Source organism: Xylocopilactobacillus apicola (genome assembly GCF_033095985.1).
Lineage (GTDB): Bacteria > Bacillota > Bacilli > Lactobacillales > Lactobacillaceae > Xylocopilactobacillus > Xylocopilactobacillus apicola.
Map to the genome: position 1 here is coordinate 2,180,686 of NZ_AP026802.1, position 19,994 is coordinate 2,200,679.

Annotated in this window: 11 protein-coding genes; 8 read left to right on the top strand and 3 right to left on the bottom strand. The window is 40.9% G+C overall.

Features of this window, described 5'->3' with window-relative positions; genetic code table 11:
* Positions 1-27: 27 nt before the first annotated feature.
* On the bottom strand, positions 28-2,874 hold the full coding sequence (locus R8495_RS10795; protein ID WP_317635463.1) for a MucBP domain-containing protein: 2,847 nt from the start codon (positions 2,872-2,874) through the stop codon (positions 28-30).
* Between the two features lie 166 nt (positions 2,875-3,040).
* On the bottom strand, positions 3,041-3,262 hold the full coding sequence (locus R8495_RS10800; RefSeq protein ID WP_317635464.1) for a hypothetical protein: 222 nt from the start codon (positions 3,260-3,262) through the stop codon (positions 3,041-3,043).
* A gap of 55 nt (positions 3,263-3,317) precedes the next feature.
* On the opposite strand from R8495_RS10800, the gene R8495_RS10805 reads away from it, so the two are divergent.
* Entirely contained in the window at positions 3,318-3,764 is a 447-nt protein-coding gene (locus R8495_RS10805) for a hypothetical protein (protein ID WP_317635465.1), read from the top strand.
* Between the two features lie 472 nt (positions 3,765-4,236).
* On the opposite strand, the gene pbp4b is transcribed toward R8495_RS10805, so the two are convergent.
* Positions 4,237-6,165 (bottom strand): penicillin binding protein PBP4B, encoded by a 1,929-nt coding sequence (gene pbp4b, locus R8495_RS10810; protein ID WP_317635466.1) that lies wholly within the window; start codon positions 6,163-6,165, stop codon positions 4,237-4,239.
* A 210-nt stretch (positions 6,166-6,375) separates the two neighbouring features.
* Here pbp4b and R8495_RS10815 point away from each other — a divergent pair, with 210 nt between their 5' ends.
* The 7 genes from R8495_RS10815 (at position 6,376) to tkt (ending at position 19,946) form a co-directional block, all read left to right on the top strand.
* The gene (locus R8495_RS10815; protein ID WP_317635467.1) at positions 6,376-6,690 is read left to right on the top strand and encodes a helix-turn-helix domain-containing protein; all 315 of its coding nucleotides are present in this window, start codon (positions 6,376-6,378) and stop codon (positions 6,688-6,690) included.
* A 41-nt stretch (positions 6,691-6,731) separates the two neighbouring features.
* A complete protein-coding gene (locus R8495_RS10820; protein WP_317636634.1) occupies positions 6,732-7,625 on the top strand; it encodes an IS3 family transposase in 894 nt (297 codons plus the stop codon).
* 286 nt (positions 7,626-7,911) lie between these two features.
* Positions 7,912-13,872, top strand: coding sequence for an immunoglobulin-like domain-containing protein (locus R8495_RS10825; protein ID WP_317635468.1), 5,961 nt, complete (start codon positions 7,912-7,914; stop codon positions 13,870-13,872).
* A 541-nt stretch (positions 13,873-14,413) separates the two neighbouring features.
* Positions 14,414-16,366, top strand: a complete 1,953-nt coding sequence (locus R8495_RS10830) for a BglG family transcription antiterminator (RefSeq protein WP_317635469.1) — start codon at positions 14,414-14,416, stop codon at positions 16,364-16,366.
* Complete coding sequence (locus tag R8495_RS10835; protein WP_317635470.1) at positions 16,359-16,646, top strand: PTS sugar transporter subunit IIB; 288 nt, start codon at positions 16,359-16,361, stop codon at positions 16,644-16,646. Before R8495_RS10830 ends, R8495_RS10835 begins: the two co-directional genes overlap by 8 nt.
* Positions 16,647-16,670: 24 nt before the next feature.
* Positions 16,671-17,945: a PTS ascorbate transporter subunit IIC gene (gene ulaA / locus R8495_RS10840; protein ID WP_317635471.1), complete on the top strand. Its 1,275-nt coding sequence runs from the start codon at positions 16,671-16,673 to the stop codon at positions 17,943-17,945.
* A 21-nt stretch (positions 17,946-17,966) separates the two neighbouring features.
* Entirely contained in the window at positions 17,967-19,946 is a 1,980-nt protein-coding gene (tkt, locus tag R8495_RS10845) for a transketolase (protein ID WP_317635472.1), read from the top strand.
* Positions 19,947-19,994 lie beyond the last annotated feature (48 nt).

Here is a 19,994-nt window from a genome sequence, read left to right on the forward strand (position 1 = left end):
AAAGCCATGTTTCCATGACTTCTAGATCTAAACTGATTGATATATGAAGGCCAGCCCGTTTGGATGGTTGACAATAATGAAATCATTCGCCTTTTCAGAGTTCCAAACCACCCGCACAGTATCGAGTTGGCTGAATAAATGATAGCCCGCAAAATCGGGAGCATGCACTGAATAGACATGACCAACTTTAACTTGTTCAAGATGAATTGAACTTGGCGTAACCCGTCCTATGATATTACCGTTGGTATCAAGGCAATTGATCAGGTTAACGTCTGCTACATTCAAAACATCCGGCACCAAATCATCATCCACTTGATAGTGGAAAGTGATGAACTGTGGCTCAGCAGTGAAGGTGTAATTGCTACCGCTAGTTAGCACATCACTTAAAACAAAGTAAGGGTTAAGCCTCAGTGATACGAGCTGACTTTGTTCAATCGAAGTACCGATTTGACCCGTGATAACCCGATCTTCGGCAATCTGGCGGCCCAATTGATCTACGTGATGAGCTGTAATTGTACTTGTCGCAATCGTGTACACATAAGTTACCACTTGTTCTTGATCGTCATACATAATCGGATCGTCAACCTTAGCTGGCTTGTTGTTAACCATAATCCGGTTGAGATCAAATCCGGTAATCGCTGGCGCATTTGGAATAATAAATGTATCGCCGTAGTAATGCGTTCCCTGAACTACTTTATCTGTAACATCTGGAATTGGATTATCGTCAGTGGTGACAAACTTCAGCGTGATTGTTGCAGCTTCGCTGGCTTGGAATACAGCCGAGTATTCATGATCGTTGTTATCAAAAATAACTCTAGCAGCTGGTACAATTGTGCCGTTTTCGTTTTCTTCTTTGATTACGGGATTATTTTCATAAACCCCTTCACTCAAGCGATCAACAATAACTTGTGGCAAATTGCTTTCAAAATCGTAGGTTTCGCCGTAACGTCCGCCGCGCACTGTCGTCTGACGCGCAATCTCACGCCCATCTTGATCGACATAATTGAAAACAATTGCACCATCAGCAATAACTCGTTTAAATACGTAATCAACAACTTGCTGATCTGGTGAAACAGTGAATTGATCACCAACACTAACTGGATCGCCATTTAAAAGCGTCTTATCTAATTCATAACCCGTTGGAACCAGCGGCAGCGGAATTGCCACTTGGTCGCCGTTTTGAACATTGTTCTCCATCACTCGTTCACCGATGCCAATCGATTGATTCTTGAGATTGCGATAACGTAACGTTATCCGACCGGGAACCAATTCGCGGAAAATTGCGGTGAAATTCTGATCGTGATCAGAGAAATAAATGAGCGAGGAGTCCGTTGGATCATTATCTGCCAAAATACTTTGCAACTTATAGCATCGTGCGTGAATCTGATCAACTAATTTTTCTGGCAAGTCGCTGAGTAACGGATAAAATTCGCCAATATGTCCGCCTTGGACGATCTTTTGCTCAGCAATCTTCTCACCCTGCTGGTCAACATAATTGACCCGAATATTGCCTTCTGCAATTTTTGCTTCGTAATGAAAAACAACTTTAATCTCATGACCAGTAATTTTGCCTTTAGCTTGATCTGCTTTGACGAAATTGTAATCATGGATCTTCTTTTCGTAGCTCGTAACATCGTAAGATGCCGTTTGGCTCGTCAATTGAATCGAGAGCGTCGGAGCGATTTCGTTTTGATCTTGATCGACGTAACGGATTTCCACATGAGCGGTTGCCTTTTTCCCATACGAAACCTCTTCTATTTCCTCAGAAGTAGTAGCTAACGGCACGACTTCCGCCTCTTCTTCGGTCGCCTGAACATTTGGCGTCTCTTTAATCGGTGTAGTCGAAGTAGAATAAGATTTCTCAGCAGGCTGTTGTTCAATGGGATCGGTTTTTGGTTCAGCGCTTAAAGTTGGCTTAGGACTAGGCGCAGCGGGCTGTTGAACTGGTGCTTCTTTAGCAGGTTCAAATTTAGCAGTTGGGCGCTTCTTCGGCTCACTTTCCATTTGCGAAATAATTCGCTGAACTTCTGGCGAAAAGATTCCGTTGTTCGCTGCATTGTCTGGAGTCGCTGTCGGTTGCTGTGCTTGAGCGGGCTGCATTGTAGCAGGCTGCGCTGTCGGTTGCTGTGCTTGAGCAGGTTGCATTGCCGTAGGCTGTGCTGTCGGTTGCTGTGCTTGGGCTGGCTGCATTGCCGCAGGCTGCGCTGTTGGTTGCTGCCCCTGAGCAGGTTGCATTGCCGCAGGCTGCGCTGTTGGCTGCTGCGCCTGAGCGGGCTGCATTGCCGCAGGCTGTGCTGTTGGTTGCTGTGCCTGAGCGGGCTGCATTGTAGCAGGCTGTGCATCTGCATCAGCATTTTGCCCTGCATTAATAAAGTAGTCATAAAATTTAGGATTACGATTAAAGAAATCCAAATAATCTGAATACACTAATTGATTGGATCGCCCCTCTTTTAAAGCTTGAATCAAACTGGAAGCAGTCTCTTGATCTTTTGGACTCATCTGCTGAAGAATCGCATTCACATCATATTGCACCGGTTTAGGGCGCGCGACTGTCTGCCGTTCGTTTAAAGGAACCACCTTCGCCGAATTTTGGGGCCGCGAAGCAGCTTGAGTAATCTGTCCTTGATTATCCTTGATGGCTTCTAGTCCTTTATCAGTCAAAGAAACGTTTGAAAAGTCGATCATCACAACCGCGTCACTGACTTCATTAAATTTCACCCCAGCAATTAAATCAAGTTTAAGCGCCGAGTGGGTCATTTGCACCAGTTCATCGTCCCGATTTTCGATCTTATAGCCACTATATTTGCCTGATTTGATATCGGACAGAAATTTAGTTATTTTTAAAATTCTTTCATCATTCTGGCCTGAGTTCATCTTGTCTCCTGATTTCTTTTTCTCATATGGTTATCTAAATTACATCCTAGACTTTTTTTGCCAGAAAAAATTTCAATCCAGAATATTTTTTCATTAATTCTTAGAAACGAGGCCCAACGGTACGCGTTTGCGGCGGTTTGATATTTTCGAAAAAAATATAATTTTTCTATTCGCTTTTGGGTGTATTATCATCGAACCATTTTTGCGCTTGATTAAGAAGAATCTCGCGAAAATCTGGATTCAATTGACTCGCATCAACTAAGCGGTTGATCTCGTTGGCCAGGCGAAAAGCCGTCGCCACGTCTAAATCAATGTTCTTGGCTGCCATCGCCGCATACGCCGCTAATTCGCTGCGGTCAAACCTAATTTCCTTCTTATTTTGTGCCATTTGGCGCCTCCTTTGTTGTATCATAGTATTATTCTAACCCAAGTAGGAGAAATTTATGTCCAAAATAATGAATAAAACTTCGCTGATTTTAATGATTATTGTAATGACGTTCGCGGGAATCTTTGAAAAAGATATTCTGAACCAAACAAAAGGAGGATTTCTCGTAATAATCATTGCCCTCATCCTAAGCTATTTTTCGATTTGGGTGATGTATTACCTATCCAAAAAGTGGCTTGAGATCATCAAGCGTTCCCCTGTCAAAAGAACAACTGGCCTCTTAAACATGATCCTCATTATCACAATTATTGGTTTTCTTCTTTTGCTGTCTAATACGGTAATCACGTGGAATGATCAACTGATGGGGATCGTATCTAACCTTGTCACTGCGCTTGGGTACTACTTCTTCGCCGAGAAAATCGAGAAAACTTCCCCCAAAGTGGCGGCAATTTATGCGTTAAGTATCATCGTGATCGAAACTTTACTGGTAGCATTTCTAATGTGAAAGAATCCGTTGAATAATTGACGGTGTACGTCATTGAATATTAAGGAGAAAGCTAAAGAAATTTTAGCTAAGCGCGGTCTGATTTTGTCAGAATTACTTTAACTACCGTTGTCAATCAAGGACCGATTCCATCTCCCGAATTCAAAAATTCCTTGCAAGAAGTTGTTGATGATTTAAACGGGACAAAGGCGCTTCCTAGTGCCAACAACTTTGAGGAATTAGAATTACGATAGTATACTAAAAATTTTAAAAAGCAATTTCGCAAACGTCAAAGGGATTCGAGTTGGAACAAAATTTTTTATGGTAAATTGCCAGAAGACTAAGAAGCAAATAAAACGCCAGTTGAAAGACACTAAACTCAATTTAGTGATATTAAAATCTAATTTGATTATCATGGCATTTAAACGTGACCCATGATTACTATTAATGATAAACAAAAAGGCGACCTCCCGCGAGAGTCGTCTTCATTAGTTTAATTAGACAAATACTTGCTCAAAGTTTGACCTTCTGACGACGCCATAAACTGGCGAATCAATTCGCTTGAGCTTTGGCGCAGTTTCATCGTTTCATAAATTGCCTTTAAGTCATTCTTATCAGCCATCGCTTGATCTGCTTTATTCTTTTGAATCTGGTGATACCGCTCAAGTGTTAAGCTCAACAACTTTTGATTGTTGGATTCTGTAGAATCCCCGTTGATCCCAGAAAAAGCTAAACTTGCTACATCACCGTACTTGGCAATTAAATAATGCCCACCAACGAAATCATTAGGATTTTTCTTCGGATCAATAATCGGCGTGTTTCGCTCATTTGTTAATAGAATTGCCGCCGTATTGGTCTTCGGATCAATTACCGTCAACGTTCCGGTCCAACCAGTATGCCCAATCGTACTGGCATCAGCTTGCGGCGAGAAAGCCCACGCATACGTACCTGATGCCTGACGCCGCCAACCAAGGCCAAAACTGCTATTAGTAGATTTTGGTTTAATAAATTCATCCAATGTATCTTCATCGAAGAGCCGATGATTTGCATATCCGCCCCGATTAATAATCGTCTGGGTCAAAACTGCCAAGTCAGAAGCATTGCTAAACAACCCCGCATGCCCGCTAACACCTTTCATAGTATAAAAAGCTTTCTCGTCATGAACTTGACCTTGAAGAGTGTGGCGCCGGATGTTGTCAAAATCAATCGTATTCCCCCGCGTATTACCATTTAATTCGGTTGCGGCAATCTTGTCTTGACCAAAGCCCTTCATCAGCGGATTATAAATTGTATGCATCAAGCCCAACGGTTTATAAATCTGCTCTTCGGCATATTTATCTTCAGTTTGGCCAGTAACTTTTTCGATGATGAGCCCCAGCAACATATAATCTACATCCGAATAAATTGTTTTGGTTCCTGGTTGGTAATCAAGCGGCGTCGCAATAATCTTCGCCAATACGTCTTCACGCTTTTGAGTATAGACTGGATTTGCATCTTTTTTGTTTACTGATGGATTCTTAGGATCGTAGTTATTATTATGATATTGCGGATCCGCAGGAAACCCAGCTTGATGCATCAAAATATCGCGAACCGTCAAATCAGACTTACCAGTAATTTGATCGCTAGGACCATCTTGGAATTGCGGGAAAATTTCGCTAACTTTCTTATTTAAGTCCAGTCTCTTTTGAGACACTAGTTGCTGCAAAATAAAATTAGTGGCATACATTTTAGTATTAGAAGCAAGATCATAAAGAGTGTCTTTATTGACTCGCGTGCCAGCGTTCAACCGATCTCCCGTTTCACTGTATGAATTTAAAATTCCATAGGAACTTTCTTTGACTATCGCACCGTTATGAACGACCACCAATTGAGCAGAACTGAATCCGTACTTAATCTCTTGATTAATTAAGTCATCCATTAATTTAAAAGTATCATTTGAAAGATTCCTAGTTTCACTAGCTTTATTAACCAAAGTCGGGTATGGCAATTTAACTTTTATGGTGTCTTGCGCCGTCAAAGTCTCCTTAGCCCCGACTTGTAGCGAATTATTTCCATCTTTTGTGAGATCACTGATGCTGATTTTGACCCATTTACCAGCAGCCATTGTTCTTAGGTTAAGCCTTTGACCGTTAATAAAGATATTAAATTTATTGGGGTTGTTGGAATATAGCCAGATTTCACCTTGGCCTTGAAACCCGTAAAACTTTCTTATTGCGTTATCTAAGAGAGCCCACGTATCAAATTCTGGATTATCATCTTTTTCTTCAATTGGAAAAATTTGATCCACTTGAAACTGTCCTTCAGGACCCTCCCCCTCTTGAGCGCTCGCTGCATCTACGGCTTGTGCTCCTTGATAAATGCCGCCCAGCATCATCAACCCCAGCGCACTAATCACAAACGATTTCTTAACCCTTTTTTTCATTTTTATCTCCTTTACAAATGAAAACGATTACAGTAAAAGTATAGTCTTCTGAAACTAAATGTCAAGATAATCACCAAAATCAACAATTTTATGAAACTAAACTTCTGAATAATTAAATTTTTCACCCTATACCCCACTTATTGCACAAAAATTCATTGTGAAACTGTACAAAATTTCATATAATAACTAAAAAAGCCATTGAGGTATATAATGTCGAAAAAATTTAATGCACAAGAACGAATGGAAGTCATCAATTGGACTGTTGAACATGACAAGAACTATAACGAGGCAATCAGGAAATTTGGATGTACTTACCAGCAAGTCTATACCTGGGTTAAACGCTACGAAGAGTTAGGAGATGAAGGGCTCGTTGATCACCGCCATGAACCTAAATCACTTAATAACCCTGAAATTTATAAACTACAATCTGAGATCAAAGATCTTAAGAACGAACTGGATGATCAGAAGATTGTGAAATTACTTGAAAAAAAATCGCAGCCTACAGAAAGGAGGGATCAAGACTAAGCAAATTCCCCCACGAAGCCACATACCAGGCTATCAAGGAACTGCAAAGTGATCCCCCGCCCAATTTAGGCCGAATTTCAATTAAACGCCTAACCGAGCTCGCCCAAATCAGTCGACGAGCTTATTACTATTGGCTTAAAGGTGGACGCAGCAAAGGTGACAACGAAGACGAATTTAACGAGCTCCTATTAAATCGCATCAAAATTTTCTTTGAGAAGAGTCATCAAACCAAAGGATATCTCAGCATGACAGCCGAGCTCAACGTGTGGTTGCGCTCTATGCGCCTGCCCCAAGTCAATCACAAGCGCGTCCAGCGCTTAATGCGCCAAGCCGGCCTCCACTCGGTGATCAGACGTAAAACTCAGCGCGAGGCAAAGATCAAAGCCGACTACGTCGTCGAAAATATTTTGAACCGCGAATTTACCCGCAGCAATATCAATGAAGTATGGGTCAGCGACTCCACGCAGGTCCAATACGGCAAACGCGCTGGGAGAAAAATTTGGCTTTGTGGCGTGCTTGACCTTTATAGCGGCGAGTTGCTGGGGTGGTCTCTTAGCCAAAAGAAGACGACCCAAGCAGCTATTATCGCTTTTGATCAAGCCTTTGAGCGCTTTCCTTTAGCGCACCCTTTGGTTCACACCGATCGTGGCTCAGCTTACACGTCATTTGAATTTCGAAACTATTTAGATGATCATCAGGTCCCCCAAAGCATGTCCCGGCCTGGCACACCGCACGACAACGCCGTGATCGAATCTTTTTGGAGCCAGTTTAAAACTGAGTGGCTCCTGCCAAGAACCAGACAAATTGATAATCTAGCTGAATTGGCCAACCTTATCAACGACGGGCTGAACTATTTCATGACCGAACGCCGGACTTTAAAGCACCAGGGCCTAACCCCTTTCGAGCTAAGAGAGACTATTTTGAAAAAAAATTAATTTACCCAAAATATTGTAATAATTAAAGATTTTCCACTCCCAAAAAGGAGTGCCGAAAAGCTTCACAAAACCGTCGTCCCGGAGAGGTGGCGGTTTTTGTGTTCCATTTTAATTTACATGGTGTGCACTTAGCGGGGCTCCAAACATAGCGAGTACAGCACTGTTACTGCTGTCTCCTGTAGCCGGTGCATTTACAGGTGTTGCTCAGGCAATTACTGTTCATGCTGACGATAGTTCTTGGGATTATGATGTTGATAATCCTGGGTTAGGTCAATATGACAAGCTTTTGCAAAATGCAGGGCCATCCGACGGTCAAGTTGACTGGTATCCTGCTGAGCATTTCGCTAGTAGCTCTAACATTCGTGCTTCTAAATTGGTCCAACAATTAATTGATCTTTCCATTGCGACTAATGATGCTAGCTCTAATGCTCGTCATGTCCTATTTAATGATACTAAGGGAGGTAACCCTACTGCTGGCTATGATAAAACTTATGAAAAGTATAAGCTTGCTCTAGGCTTTATCGCCCAAATCCTAGCATTCAACAACCAAAAACCTGGTGTCGGATCTTATTTACACCAAGGGTTTGAAAGTGACTTTGATAGCGATGGAAAGTTAAAAGAGGGTATTTGGGCTCCAAATAAAGAGGATGTCATTGCTACTACTGGCAAGACTCCTGACCCTGATATTCTAGCAATCCCCAAAATTGGCGAAGGCGTCAATATTTCTGACGTTTTAGGCACAGCTTTCTTCGGTAACCCGAATGAAGCTTATGCACAGCTTTATATCAATGGGTACGATAACGTTGCACAAAATGAAGAAAATATTATTCATGAATCTACCTCCAGCATTACTCTTATGGCTCAAAGCAAGATTACTGGCCGGAAAGCTACTGCCGTTTTCAAGCTTAACAATAAGACTTTCAACGTCTTGCCTGAGAAAGTTTTGCTAGAGAATAATATTGACAGCTCTCCTTCCTCTAAAGGTGAATGGGGTACTAGAAATTTTCCGGATTCTGAAGGTTCACCTCGTCTTGGTGATAGTACCGCTGGAACCTTTAATCAGCGTACTAACCTCAAGAATGGTTTGACTCAAGATCAACAGAAATTAATCGGTAGTGGTGGTTCTACTGCTTGGGTTGATCCTGATACTGGTTCTGGGACTATCGTGGTGCCGAGAGGTACTGATGCTGCTACTATCGCTAAGAAGATTAAAGCTCTCGGTTATCAGAGTAACTTCAATATCTCTAACGTTGCTCCTATGAAAGCTATTCATGGCGATAATGTGGCTGGTACTCTCGCTACTGATAAGAATTCTTACAACGCTTCTGGGGTAGTTGGCAGCGGACCTTCTTCCGTTACGTTTGGTGATAATTCTTTATCAAGTCTTAACCCTGATTTGAATGCCACCAGCATTAGTAACGATAATTTTAAACCTGCTGATGGAACTCCTGTAGATAACTACATCGGCGTAGCTGATCCTCGTTTGACATATGATCATACTTCTAACACAATTACCGGGGCTAATAATCTGAAGTCTGACTTCAGTAATTCACTCTTGTTTAATCCTTTCAATACCAACAACAAGGATGAGACCGGAATTGGTAAGGGTGGTTACAACAATGATGTTGCTAAAAAGATTCCTAATCAGGCTGACGCTCTTAATGGTAATACCGACACTCCTACGGGCGCTAGTTCTACCGGTAGAAATCAAGAATTTCAAGGCTATTTAGGAAATAAATCTTCAGACACTCCTGCCGGACCTAATCTTCATTTTTGGCCTGCGTTTGGTACTAATCTTGATCAAACGGTAGCATCTAATAGTACAAATACTATTGCTAATGGTTCTCAAGGTAAGGATGCTTATGGGGACAGCACTTATGCCTTCGGTGGAGCACCTGACGCTTTTGGTGGCGGGGATTCAATTTTTGATCCCGTTCCCCCTACTAATACACCTATGAAAGTTAAAGATAACAACAACGGTGTAGACGTAAAATTAGGTGATGTTGTTCACGCCTTTGAACCTAGTAGTGGAGTTAACAAAACTAAATCTCCATTTATGGTTCGTGAAGCTTGGGATGATACTCATTCTATCTTCGGAACTGCTCCTTTTACTGGTATGTCTGAAGAAACTATCAAGAATCAAATCGCCAATAATGGTTCTTTTAACAACACTTCTGGTGATGAGATTAAGAAGAGTTTCACCTTCACTATGCCTTTAAACAACACTGTTTTGAAGTCTTACCGGAATCCTTACAGTACTGTTATTTCTACCGCGCTGCCTTTTTCTAGAGGAGCTACTGGATTTGTATCAGGTGATGATTATGACGCTAATCCTTTGACTGCTGCTGGTCAGGGTGATCCTTTTGGTTTAACTCATAATGCAGCTAATGATCCTGCTGATATGAATGATTCAAGCAAGGGATTTAATGGTAAATACAAATATGAAGCTGACGGAACTCTATTAACAGGTATATCTGTACCTACTAATCCTTGGTATGTTAATCACAATACAGATAATTCCACTATTGGTTACAACGACGAGATTAAAGATACTAAAGGAAATGCAAATATCAATATTAAAGGCAGTGGCAGTGGCAATGAGCATGCACAATCGCTGCATTTAAGTGATGTTACTTGGGAATCTAAACGTATCGGTGACACTACTACAAGCGGCGGTTCAGGTAGTTCTCATAGTACTCTTGAAGTTAAGATTGATGTTCCCTCACCGACCGAAAAATTAGGTATTTATAATGCGAGTGATTTAGTAGAATTTCATCCATCGTCAGGAGGAGTAACCTCAACCACAGGTGTCGATAATGCAGATTATGGCAAAACCAACAATAAATATAGTACTTGGATTGACGATATTGATGCTACTGGATCAGGTCTTAAAGGACGTAACATAGTTAATACAACGAGTGCACAGTATAAACGCCCACATCCAGATAGCAGTGATGGTTCTTGGAACGCAAATTTAGACTCAACGCTTACTGATGCTCAATTAAAAGCTGTCGACGACGCTAACAATAATGATAATTTTGCTAACAATGACGATACACATCGTACGGGTACAGTCAATTTGCCGTTTTTGGATCCAGTTAATGCAACCAATTGGGGTTCACATGTATCTGGCGGTTCAGGATCTCCAGGGAATAATTATATAGAATACCATACACAAGGTTGGTTAGTACCGGATATGTCAAAGGTCCCTGATGACGTAGATGCTTCAGATTGTGTTGAAGAGAAGGCTTATGATTCATATAATGGATGGCATAGTACTGGTAAAATAATCATAACTAAGTATAAACAGCATCATACCGAAACACATAAGCAGTTTGCTAAGAACGTCGGCTATGTCTTGATCAATGGAACTGGTCTTAGTGAAGCTCAAAAAACTAAACTTTCTACATATCAAATCCCTAGAGGAAAAGATAGTGGTACAGCTAATATCTTAAATGGCGTTCAAAATAACGCAAGATTTGATGCTGTTGGCAATCGTCCGTTCATTTCTCCAGTAAATGATGATTTTAATTATCGTGGTGGATTACTCGGAGTTATGAGTATTCACGGTAACGAAGATAACCCTGGTATGGGAGTGAGTCCATCATACCCAGCTGGAGATACTGATGCTGTGAGTGGCGCAAAAAATTCTTGGGTTTCTCAGTCTTCAGACTTGGCGGGAAGCATTTACAATAACTTTTTAAGAAATCCAATGCCTACTGTAGGCAACCCTGTATTTTTGAAGACCCCGGGACTTTCAACAGTTTCTAGTACTGTCAGAGTAGATGGAAAAGGTCAATTTGCTTCAGATACTGATTTACATTATGGTTTAGCTTGGAATGATTCTTCAGATTTACCTCAAGTGAAGATTAAACGTTCTTTGAATGTTCAGTATTTAGTTCCAGTATCTGTTGCCAGAGATGTTGCAACTACTTGGACTCAAGAAGTAAGAAGAAGATATTATTCAGATGGAATAGTTAATGGAACAAGGGCTTGGCATTGGGATAGACAACAAGATGCAAAGACCACTTATGACAATTATGAACTATATTTGGGTGACGTAAAATTAGGAAACGTTGGCGACGGAGCTCCACAAGATGATGATAATAGGAATCCTATACGCACCAACGATCATAAGGGAACAAACCTAACAAAATTCAATGCTATTAATGCTGCTGATTCAAGTTTGACAAATCTCCGCCCAGTAAACAATCAGATTGCCTACACACGTATTGATCAAAGCTTCCCTCACTATGATTCTGAGTTATTTGACCAAGGTTCTAATACCAAGGCACTAACTGTTGATCGTGGTACAGGCGAGAAATTTGTTGGTACATCAACCGAAAAATCAACAACACCTGAAACAATCGGTACTTCAGACGATTACTCAATCGGTATTGTTAAAGCGCCAGATAAATTCTTTAACGTTGACGATAAAGGTGTCTTGAAACCAGGCGAAACTGGCTTCAAGACTTTACCTGAAAACGAGGGCTATGTTAAAGGTTCAACTCAAAATGCTGCTGATGGCAAAAAAGGTATCAACAGTACTATGGACGTTGATGAAAATGACAACGGAATGGCAATCAGTGATCCTACAAGTTACTCGAAGTTGTCTGATGCTTACAACGTGAACATTTCAGCTGATGGCAAGGTTACTGCTAAAGATGACGATGAAAATTCTAAGTCTAATCAAGAAAACCGTGTTGCCCTTGTTCAACAATTAATGGACAATGGCGGTAACGCTAATGCATATTACTACATTCCATCATTACCTCGTCTCTATGAGAACTGGAACAAAGCTCGAATCAATGTGGTAGTTTACGACAAAGCTGCAGTTCCTGCTCCTACTAAACAAGACACGAAACCATCATTTGCCACAACTGATGTTTCAAGAGGAAATGATCCGTTCAACGTTAAACTTCGTCCATACACCACTGTCTATGATGATGGTGCAGTATTGACTGAAGCAAACGTTCCACAGAACTTCAAGAATATCTTGGCAAAGAGTTTAGTTGCCGGTAATCCTGATTACGCAAATAACACTGAGAAATTACAACAATTATTAGTGAATGCCTTCCTTGGTAGCTGGCAACAAAACAACGGCAGTTTCGATGAAACTGATAGCGGTGCTGGCGTTAAATCACCACTATATCTATATGGCGGCTTTGGAATCAGTAACTCTGACTCTAAGAACTCATATGACAAGTGGCCAACAGGTTACGCAAATCCTGAAGATAACACTTCTAAGTATCACGAAGCTCTTACCAACTTCTCTGGTGACTTCTATCGTGGAGGAGCAGATCTAAAGGATGCGCAAGGAAATACAATCGCTAATACAAAAGTTCCTGCAAGTTCAATTAAGGTTGATATCAGTAAACTTGATTTAACTAAAGCAGGCAGTTACCCAGTAGTATATACTTACACGAATCCAAGTAATGATAAGGATACGGCAAGTATAACAGTACCAGTTCAGGTAACAGATCAATCGGCACCAGTATTTGCCTTCCAAGGCACCAATGATGTAACTATTAATGTGGGAGAGAACTTTGATCCAACAGCTTATAAAGTAGTTGGTTCATGGAATATCTTCAACAAGTACAATGGTGACTATGATCAATTAGTTAACTACGAAGGAATCGCTAAAGATAGTCAAGGTGATCCAGACGTAACCATCTCTGGTACAGTTGATACAACGGTTGCTGGTATTTATCAGTTAACCTATAAAGCTACTAATGCTTCAGGTATTCAAACCGTAATGACCCGCTATATTACAGTATTACCAAAAGAAGCACCATCTAGCGAATGGAGTATCTCAGACTACAACGGAGTAGGATATGTTAACTATGTTCCAGGTTATGGGATCAATGTCTGGAATGCACCAGCAGGTACATTTACAGGTCAAAGATTACAACATGGAACAGCGTGGAAAGTCTTCCAGAAGGCGACAAATTCAAAGGGACAAACCTTCTATAACGTAGGTAAGAACCAATGGATCGATGGACAGTATGTTTCATTTGCGCCAGTAACAGGTGGCATGGAGACATTAGATGGAATCGTAACCATCAAGTATGTCCGAGGCTATGGAGTTAACTTATGGAAAGACTCAAATACGACGGGCGGATACTATGAAGGACGTAAGTTACAAGATGGCACCGAGTGGAAGACATTTGGCCAGAAGAATGGCTTCTACAAAGTTGGTGAGAACCAATGGGTGCAGGGTGACTATGCTTCATACCGTGCTAAATAGATAGATTAAGAGAGATTTGGTTCAAGAGACCAGGTCTCTTTTTATTTTGGGCAAAAAAAATGGCAGTTAACTCTGTTTTCGAGTTAACCACCTATGAGTATGGATCTAGTAGTGATTTAATTATGGAAGCAAATTGAAAGCACTTGTTTAATCTAGTTAACGCCTTATTGTTAGGAGGAAAGAAGGCTTCCGATAAAGGTCGTCATTAAAACTAGAATTGCTGGGGAATGTAATTGAAAATAAACAGAATTTATAATAAGAGGATTTAGTAGGCACTATCATCCCAGCAAAAACAAGCAACTTTGAGATTGTTATCGTGCCATTCGATAACGTTTATATTATATCATAACCTGTACACAAAATAAAGAATCAAGAATTTACATTTTGGAGTGATGCCTGAGCGGTTTCTCTCCTTTTTTGGTTCATAATGATTTATATTAGAGCTACAAGCCGCCAAAATGTCTAGTGCAATGGACATAATGCTGGAAACGCTTTCTAGTTTTGGATTTTATAATTAATTACGGGGGGAGGTGCCAAGTAAATGTTGACCGAGGTCGAAAAAGAAATCATAAATTTTTTGCTTAATACCAACTCTTTTATCACGGCGAAAGAAATTGCTAACCAACTACTGCTTTCGACGAAGACGGTTTATCGTGCTATTAAGCATCTTAACGCGATCCTGTCTTCCGGCGATTTAATTATTAGTAAGAAAGGAAGGGGGTTCAAAATTAATTATGATAATTATCTCAAAGAAATGCTTAAACAGCGCAGTATTGGCAGCTATTCGACTGATAATCGACGCCAATCGGTCTTAACGCGTTTACTTATCTCAGCTCCACGAACTTTGCGAATCAGCACGCTTTTTAATCAATATTACCTAAGCAAAACGATTGTCAACGAGGATCTTAAGTTAATCCGCGATTTTCTAAAATCGTATTCGCTCAAGCTTGAAAGGAAAGACTATCGAGTAAAGATTAGTGGAACAGAAGCTGATATTCGCCATGCCCTCCAAGATCTGCTGATTAAACAAAACTTTCCTGATTTTTCTTTGGCTACGAGTCGCGGACTTGATTTTTTCCTGATCAATTTCTGTTTAAAGCAACTGGATTTCATCAACGCTGAATTAAAGAGCGAAATTACTTATCCATACAACGTAAATATTATGTCGCATTTGTACATCTTACTTACCAGATATCCAAAACTTGCGCTTAATCCCCCAATTCTAACCAAGCTCACTGATTACGACCAAATGATAATTAAGCAAAATCAGCAGTTGTATTCAATTGCCAGCCAAGTGATCAAACACGTCGAAGAGTTCCTGAACACCAAGTTAGAGCCAAATGAAATCTATTTTCTCCTTCAATATCTTTTGTCGTCCCGCTTAAATATTATGGACAAAATTGAAGATGAAGGATTTCAAAATCACTTAGTGCAAGGAGTAACTAATTTTTACATTGAAAACGTTGTTTTGGAATTACAAATTGGGGAAATTAATCAGGATTTTAAAAACGATCTCCAAAATCACATCCGGCCGATGATTAATCGCCTTTACAATCAAATCAATTTAAATAACGTGCTCTTACCTGAGATAAAAAGGGAATATTTCCAGCTGTTTCAAACAGTTGTAAGGATTTCTAGTAAAGTTGCTGTCAAGTTCGAATTACCTCCGATTTCTGCTGACGAGAGCGGATTTATTACGCTCTATTTTGCCCGTTATTTGGAACAAAATCGTCACTACATCCGGGTGTTAGTTGTCTGTACCACAGGCGTTGCAACGTCCCAATTAATTAAGACGAAAATTCAGGCTTACTTTAACAATATCGTCGTGGTTGGCGATGCTCCCAGCAGTAACGTCCAGCAACAAATTGTCGAGAATGCGCCGATTGATTTGATTATTTCAACAATTCCTTTAAATAAAACTTTTGAGATTCCGGTCGTCGTAGTTGGCGCGCTGCTCAACCAGCAAGATAAAAAAAGAATTGAAGATACTATAACCCATAATTATCTTAATCAAGGAAGTGAAAAAATGTTAAGTGAAGTTACTAATGAGTCTTTAATTAGACTCAATATTGAAGCAGCCAACTGGCGGGACGCGATTATCAAAAGTGCAGAGCCCTTAATTCAGGCCGGTTACGCTACTGAGGATTACGTGAAAGGAATGGTGAAAACGACCGAAGAATCTGGCCCCTACATCGTTATTAGTAAAGGGGTGGCTTTGCCCCACGCTCGACCTGAACTGGGGGCCAAGAAAGTCGGGATTACTGTCGCCACTTTGAAAAAACCAATTAATTTTGGTAATCGCAGTAATGATCCAGTTAAATTTGTTTTTGCATTATGTGCCATTGATAATAAGTCGCACTTAAAAGCAATGTCAGAATTAGTAAATTTTATTAGTGATCAGAAATTTCTGGCGCAATTAATTCAGGCAGCTAACCCGTCAGAGGTTTACACGTTAATCAAAGAATTTGAATCGAGGTATAACGAAAATGAGTAAGAAATTTTCAATTTTAGTCGCTTGTCGCACCGGAATGGGGTCTTCCATGATGCTAAAGATTAAAGTTAATCAAGTGGTCAAAGAGAATAATTTCCCATTTGAAGTGTCACACGACGTGATTGATTCTGCCAAAGGAATTGATCCAGATTTATTAATAACCATGGAAGACCTGGTTCCTGATGTGAAAGATGACGTCCGTCAGGTCATCGGGATTAAAGATTTAACCGACAAAGAAGAAATTAAAACAAAACTACAAAATTTTCTCGATCAACAAACTTGATCTCATAAAGGAGAGTGATGAATTATGAATGGAATTCTATCTTTAATCGTTGACTTATTAAGTACAGCTTCAATCATGATCGGACTGATTTCTTTTGTCGGGTTAGTTCTTCAAAAGGAAAGCCCCACCAAAGTAATTAATGGAACATTAAAGACCATTGTCGGCTTCTTGGTATTTAGTATTGGGAGTGCGGCTGCGACGGTGGCTTTGAATGATTTTCAAGCGTTATTTGCTAAAGGATTTCACTTACAGGGGGTCTTGCCTTTAGCTGAGGCAGTAACTGCTCTTGCCCAACAAAGATTTGGCACCGTAGTTGCTTTAGTTATGACTTTAGGATTTGTTGTTAATCTAATCGTAGCGCGAATCACACCGATGAAATACATTTTCTTAACTGGGCAACACAATTTGTACTTATCAGCGCTTTCGACCATTATGTTGAAATCGGTCGGCTTAAACAACACTGCAATTATCATCATCGGTGGCTTGATCGTGGGATTTATGTCAGCTGCCATGCCAGCGATTGCTCAACCTGGAATGCGCAAAGTAACTGGCGGCGATGACATTGCTTTAGCTCACTATGTTTCACTAGGGTACGCTCTTTCTAGTTGGGTAGGCGGTAAAGTAGGAGATCCTAAAGACAGTACCGAAAAGTTGAAGTTACCAGGTTGGCTCAGTATTTTCAAAGATTACGTCATTGGGGTCTCAATTACGATGGTGATCTTCTATTACATTGCTGCTTTATTTGCTGGCAAAGCGCAGGTCGAACATCTTTCAAAGGGAGTTAATTGGTTGATTTATCCCCTGCTCCAAGGCTTACAATTCTCGGCAGCTTTATATGTAATCATTACCGGAGTTCGTCTGCTTTTAGGTGAAATCGTGGGGGCATTTGTTGGAATTTCGGAGAAATTAATTCCAAATGCTAAACCTGCTCTCGATGTTCCGGTGGTCTTCCCTTACGCGCCAACGGCAACGGTAATTGGTTTTGTCTCGGCATACTTAGCTGGACTATTAATGATGTTTGTTTTTGCCATTTTTAAAATGCCCGTAATTATTCCAGTCGCTGTTCCGTACTTCTTCATTGGTGCGACTGCTGGGGTATTCGGTAATGCAACTGGTGGTTGGAAAGGCTGTGTCATTGGCTCATTTATCGTCGGGATCTTGATTGCTGTTGGTCCATCGTTAGTTTATCCCGTTCTTTCGTCGATCGGCTTGAAAGGAACTGCTTTTCCAGAAACAGATTTCAATGCGGTTGCTTTAATCATTAAATTTATTGGTCAGTTAGTTCACGGTATTTTTTAGGAGCAAAGGAGTCAGTTAATAATGGAACAAAAATTAGATCAATTATCGGTCAATACAATTAGAAATTTAACCCTGGACGCAGTTCAAAGAGCCCATCACGGACATTTAGGAATGCCTTTAGGAGCGGCTCCGATGGGTTACATCTTATGGCGTTATTATATGTCAGTTAACCCTGAAGATCCAACATGGTTCGATCGAGATCGATTTGTCTTAAGTGCAGGTCATGGATCCATGCTCTTATATGCTTTATTACACCTTAGCGGTTTTCCTTTAACCATTGAGGATATCAAACAATTTCGCCAGTTAAACAGTATTACCCCTGGCCACCCTGAATATAAGAAAACCATCGGGGTGGATGCGAGTACCGGTCCTCTTGGACAAGGTTTTGCGATGGGAGTCGGGATGGCGATTGCCGAGGCGCATTTAGCCGATCGTTTTAATCAGCCGCATTTTCCGATTGTTAATCACTATACTTATGTAATCTCTGGCGATGGCGATTTTGAAGAAGGAGTTTGTCAAGAGGCTGCTTCAGTCGCGGGGAATTTGGGATTAAATAAACTAATTGTGCTATGGGACGCCAATCAAGTCACTTCTGATGCTGAATTAACGGCTTCAAATACTGAAGATGAAATGCTGAAATTTGAAGCGATGGGTTGGAATACGATCGAAGTACATGATGGCAATAATTGCCTCGAAATCAAATCAGCAATCGCCCAAGCTAAGCGTTGTTCTGATCGGCCAACCCTCATTAAAGTTAATACTATTATTGGTTATGGTTCGCGTTTAGCAGGGACTAGCGCGATTCACAGTGATCCCGTTTCAGATGAAGAAGCGCAATACATGAAGAAGCAGTTTGGCTTTGCCGATCAAGAGCCTTTCTATGTGCCGGATGAAGTCGCAAAATGGTTTGATGCAGTAGGCGATCGAGGTGTTCAAGCTGAAGAGACCTGGTTGAATTTATTTGAGAAATATCGCCAGAAATTCCCCGATTTAGCAAATCAATTAACAAAGATCATGAAAGGTGAACTAACAGAACCTGATTTTGAATCGCTAAAGATTGAAGGAGAAATGGCGACTAGAGCTGCTTCAGGGCAAGTTCTAAATACAGTTTACCCTCAAATGCCGATTTTGGTCGGCGGAAGTGGCGACTTAGGGACGTCTAACAAAACAACGATCAATGATAAATTCTTCATGGCAAAACATCGTTATTGGGGCCCTAATATTTATTTTGGAATCAGAGAGTTCGCAATGGCTGCCATTGCTAATGGAATTACTCTACACGGTGGATTAAGAGGCTATACGGGAACGTTTTTGGTTTTTTCTGATTATATGAGAAGTGCTATTCGGCAAGCAGCGATTATGGGAGTCCCAACGATTTTCGTCTTTACACATGATAGTTTGTATGTAGGTCAAGATGGGCCAACTCATCAGCCGGTGGAACAGTTGATGTCTTTAAGAGCAATGCCTAATATTAACGTATTTCGGGCTGCAGATGACGAAGAGGTCAAGGCAGCTTGGCAATTGGCATTGGCGGCTAATAAGACGCCAACTGCGATAATTTTAAATCGACAAGCAGTGCCGCAATTGGCAGGCAGCGATCGACTGAAAGCTCAAAAAGGCGCTTATGTTATCTCAGAAGCGGCCAATAACAAACCCACCGGGATCATCATCGCAACTGGCTCGGAAGTTGCCCTCGCAATTAAGACCCAAGAAATTCTAGTGCAAAAGCAAATCTTTGTTCGAGTTGTTTCGATGCCTTCTTGGGAGCTATTTGCGCTCCAATCTGCTGAATATCAGGCTGAAGTTTTACCAGATGAGATTGAATGCCGGATGTCGATTGAACTTGGCGCAACCCTTGGCTGGCAGCAGTATGTCGGACTTAAGGGTGTGACTATGGGTTACGATCACTTTGGTGAATCTGCACCCGCAGTTGATATTATTAAAATGATCGACTTTAATCCAGAACACGCAGCAAATTTGTACGTAGCAGCTTTTGCTTAAGATAAATAGCGATTAACTCAAGAACAGAGCTAACCGCTATTTTTGTGC

What these genes read in the sequence shown, in the direction of transcription:
- pbp4b (WP_317635466.1), bottom strand. Translation starts at nt 6,165, where the DNA reads ATGAAAAAAAGGGTTAAGAAATCGTTTGTGATTAGTGCGCTGGGGTTG.
- R8495_RS10835 (WP_317635470.1), top strand. Translation starts at nt 16,359, where the DNA reads ATGAGTAAGAAATTTTCAATTTTAGTCGCTTGTCGCACCGGAATGGGG.
- tkt (WP_317635472.1), top strand. Translation starts at nt 17,967, where the DNA reads ATGGAACAAAAATTAGATCAATTATCGGTCAATACAATTAGAAATTTA.
- R8495_RS10805 (WP_317635465.1), top strand. Translation starts at nt 3,318, where the DNA reads ATGTCCAAAATAATGAATAAAACTTCGCTGATTTTAATGATTATTGTA.
- R8495_RS10795 (WP_317635463.1), bottom strand. Translation starts at nt 2,874, where the DNA reads ATGAACTCAGGCCAGAATGATGAAAGAATTTTAAAAATAACTAAATTT.
- R8495_RS10830 (WP_317635469.1), top strand. Translation starts at nt 14,414, where the DNA reads ATGTTGACCGAGGTCGAAAAAGAAATCATAAATTTTTTGCTTAATACC.
- R8495_RS10800 (WP_317635464.1), bottom strand. Translation starts at nt 3,262, where the DNA reads ATGGCACAAAATAAGAAGGAAATTAGGTTTGACCGCAGCGAATTAGCG.
- R8495_RS10815 (WP_317635467.1), top strand. Translation starts at nt 6,376, where the DNA reads ATGTCGAAAAAATTTAATGCACAAGAACGAATGGAAGTCATCAATTGG.
- ulaA (WP_317635471.1), top strand. Translation starts at nt 16,671, where the DNA reads ATGAATGGAATTCTATCTTTAATCGTTGACTTATTAAGTACAGCTTCA.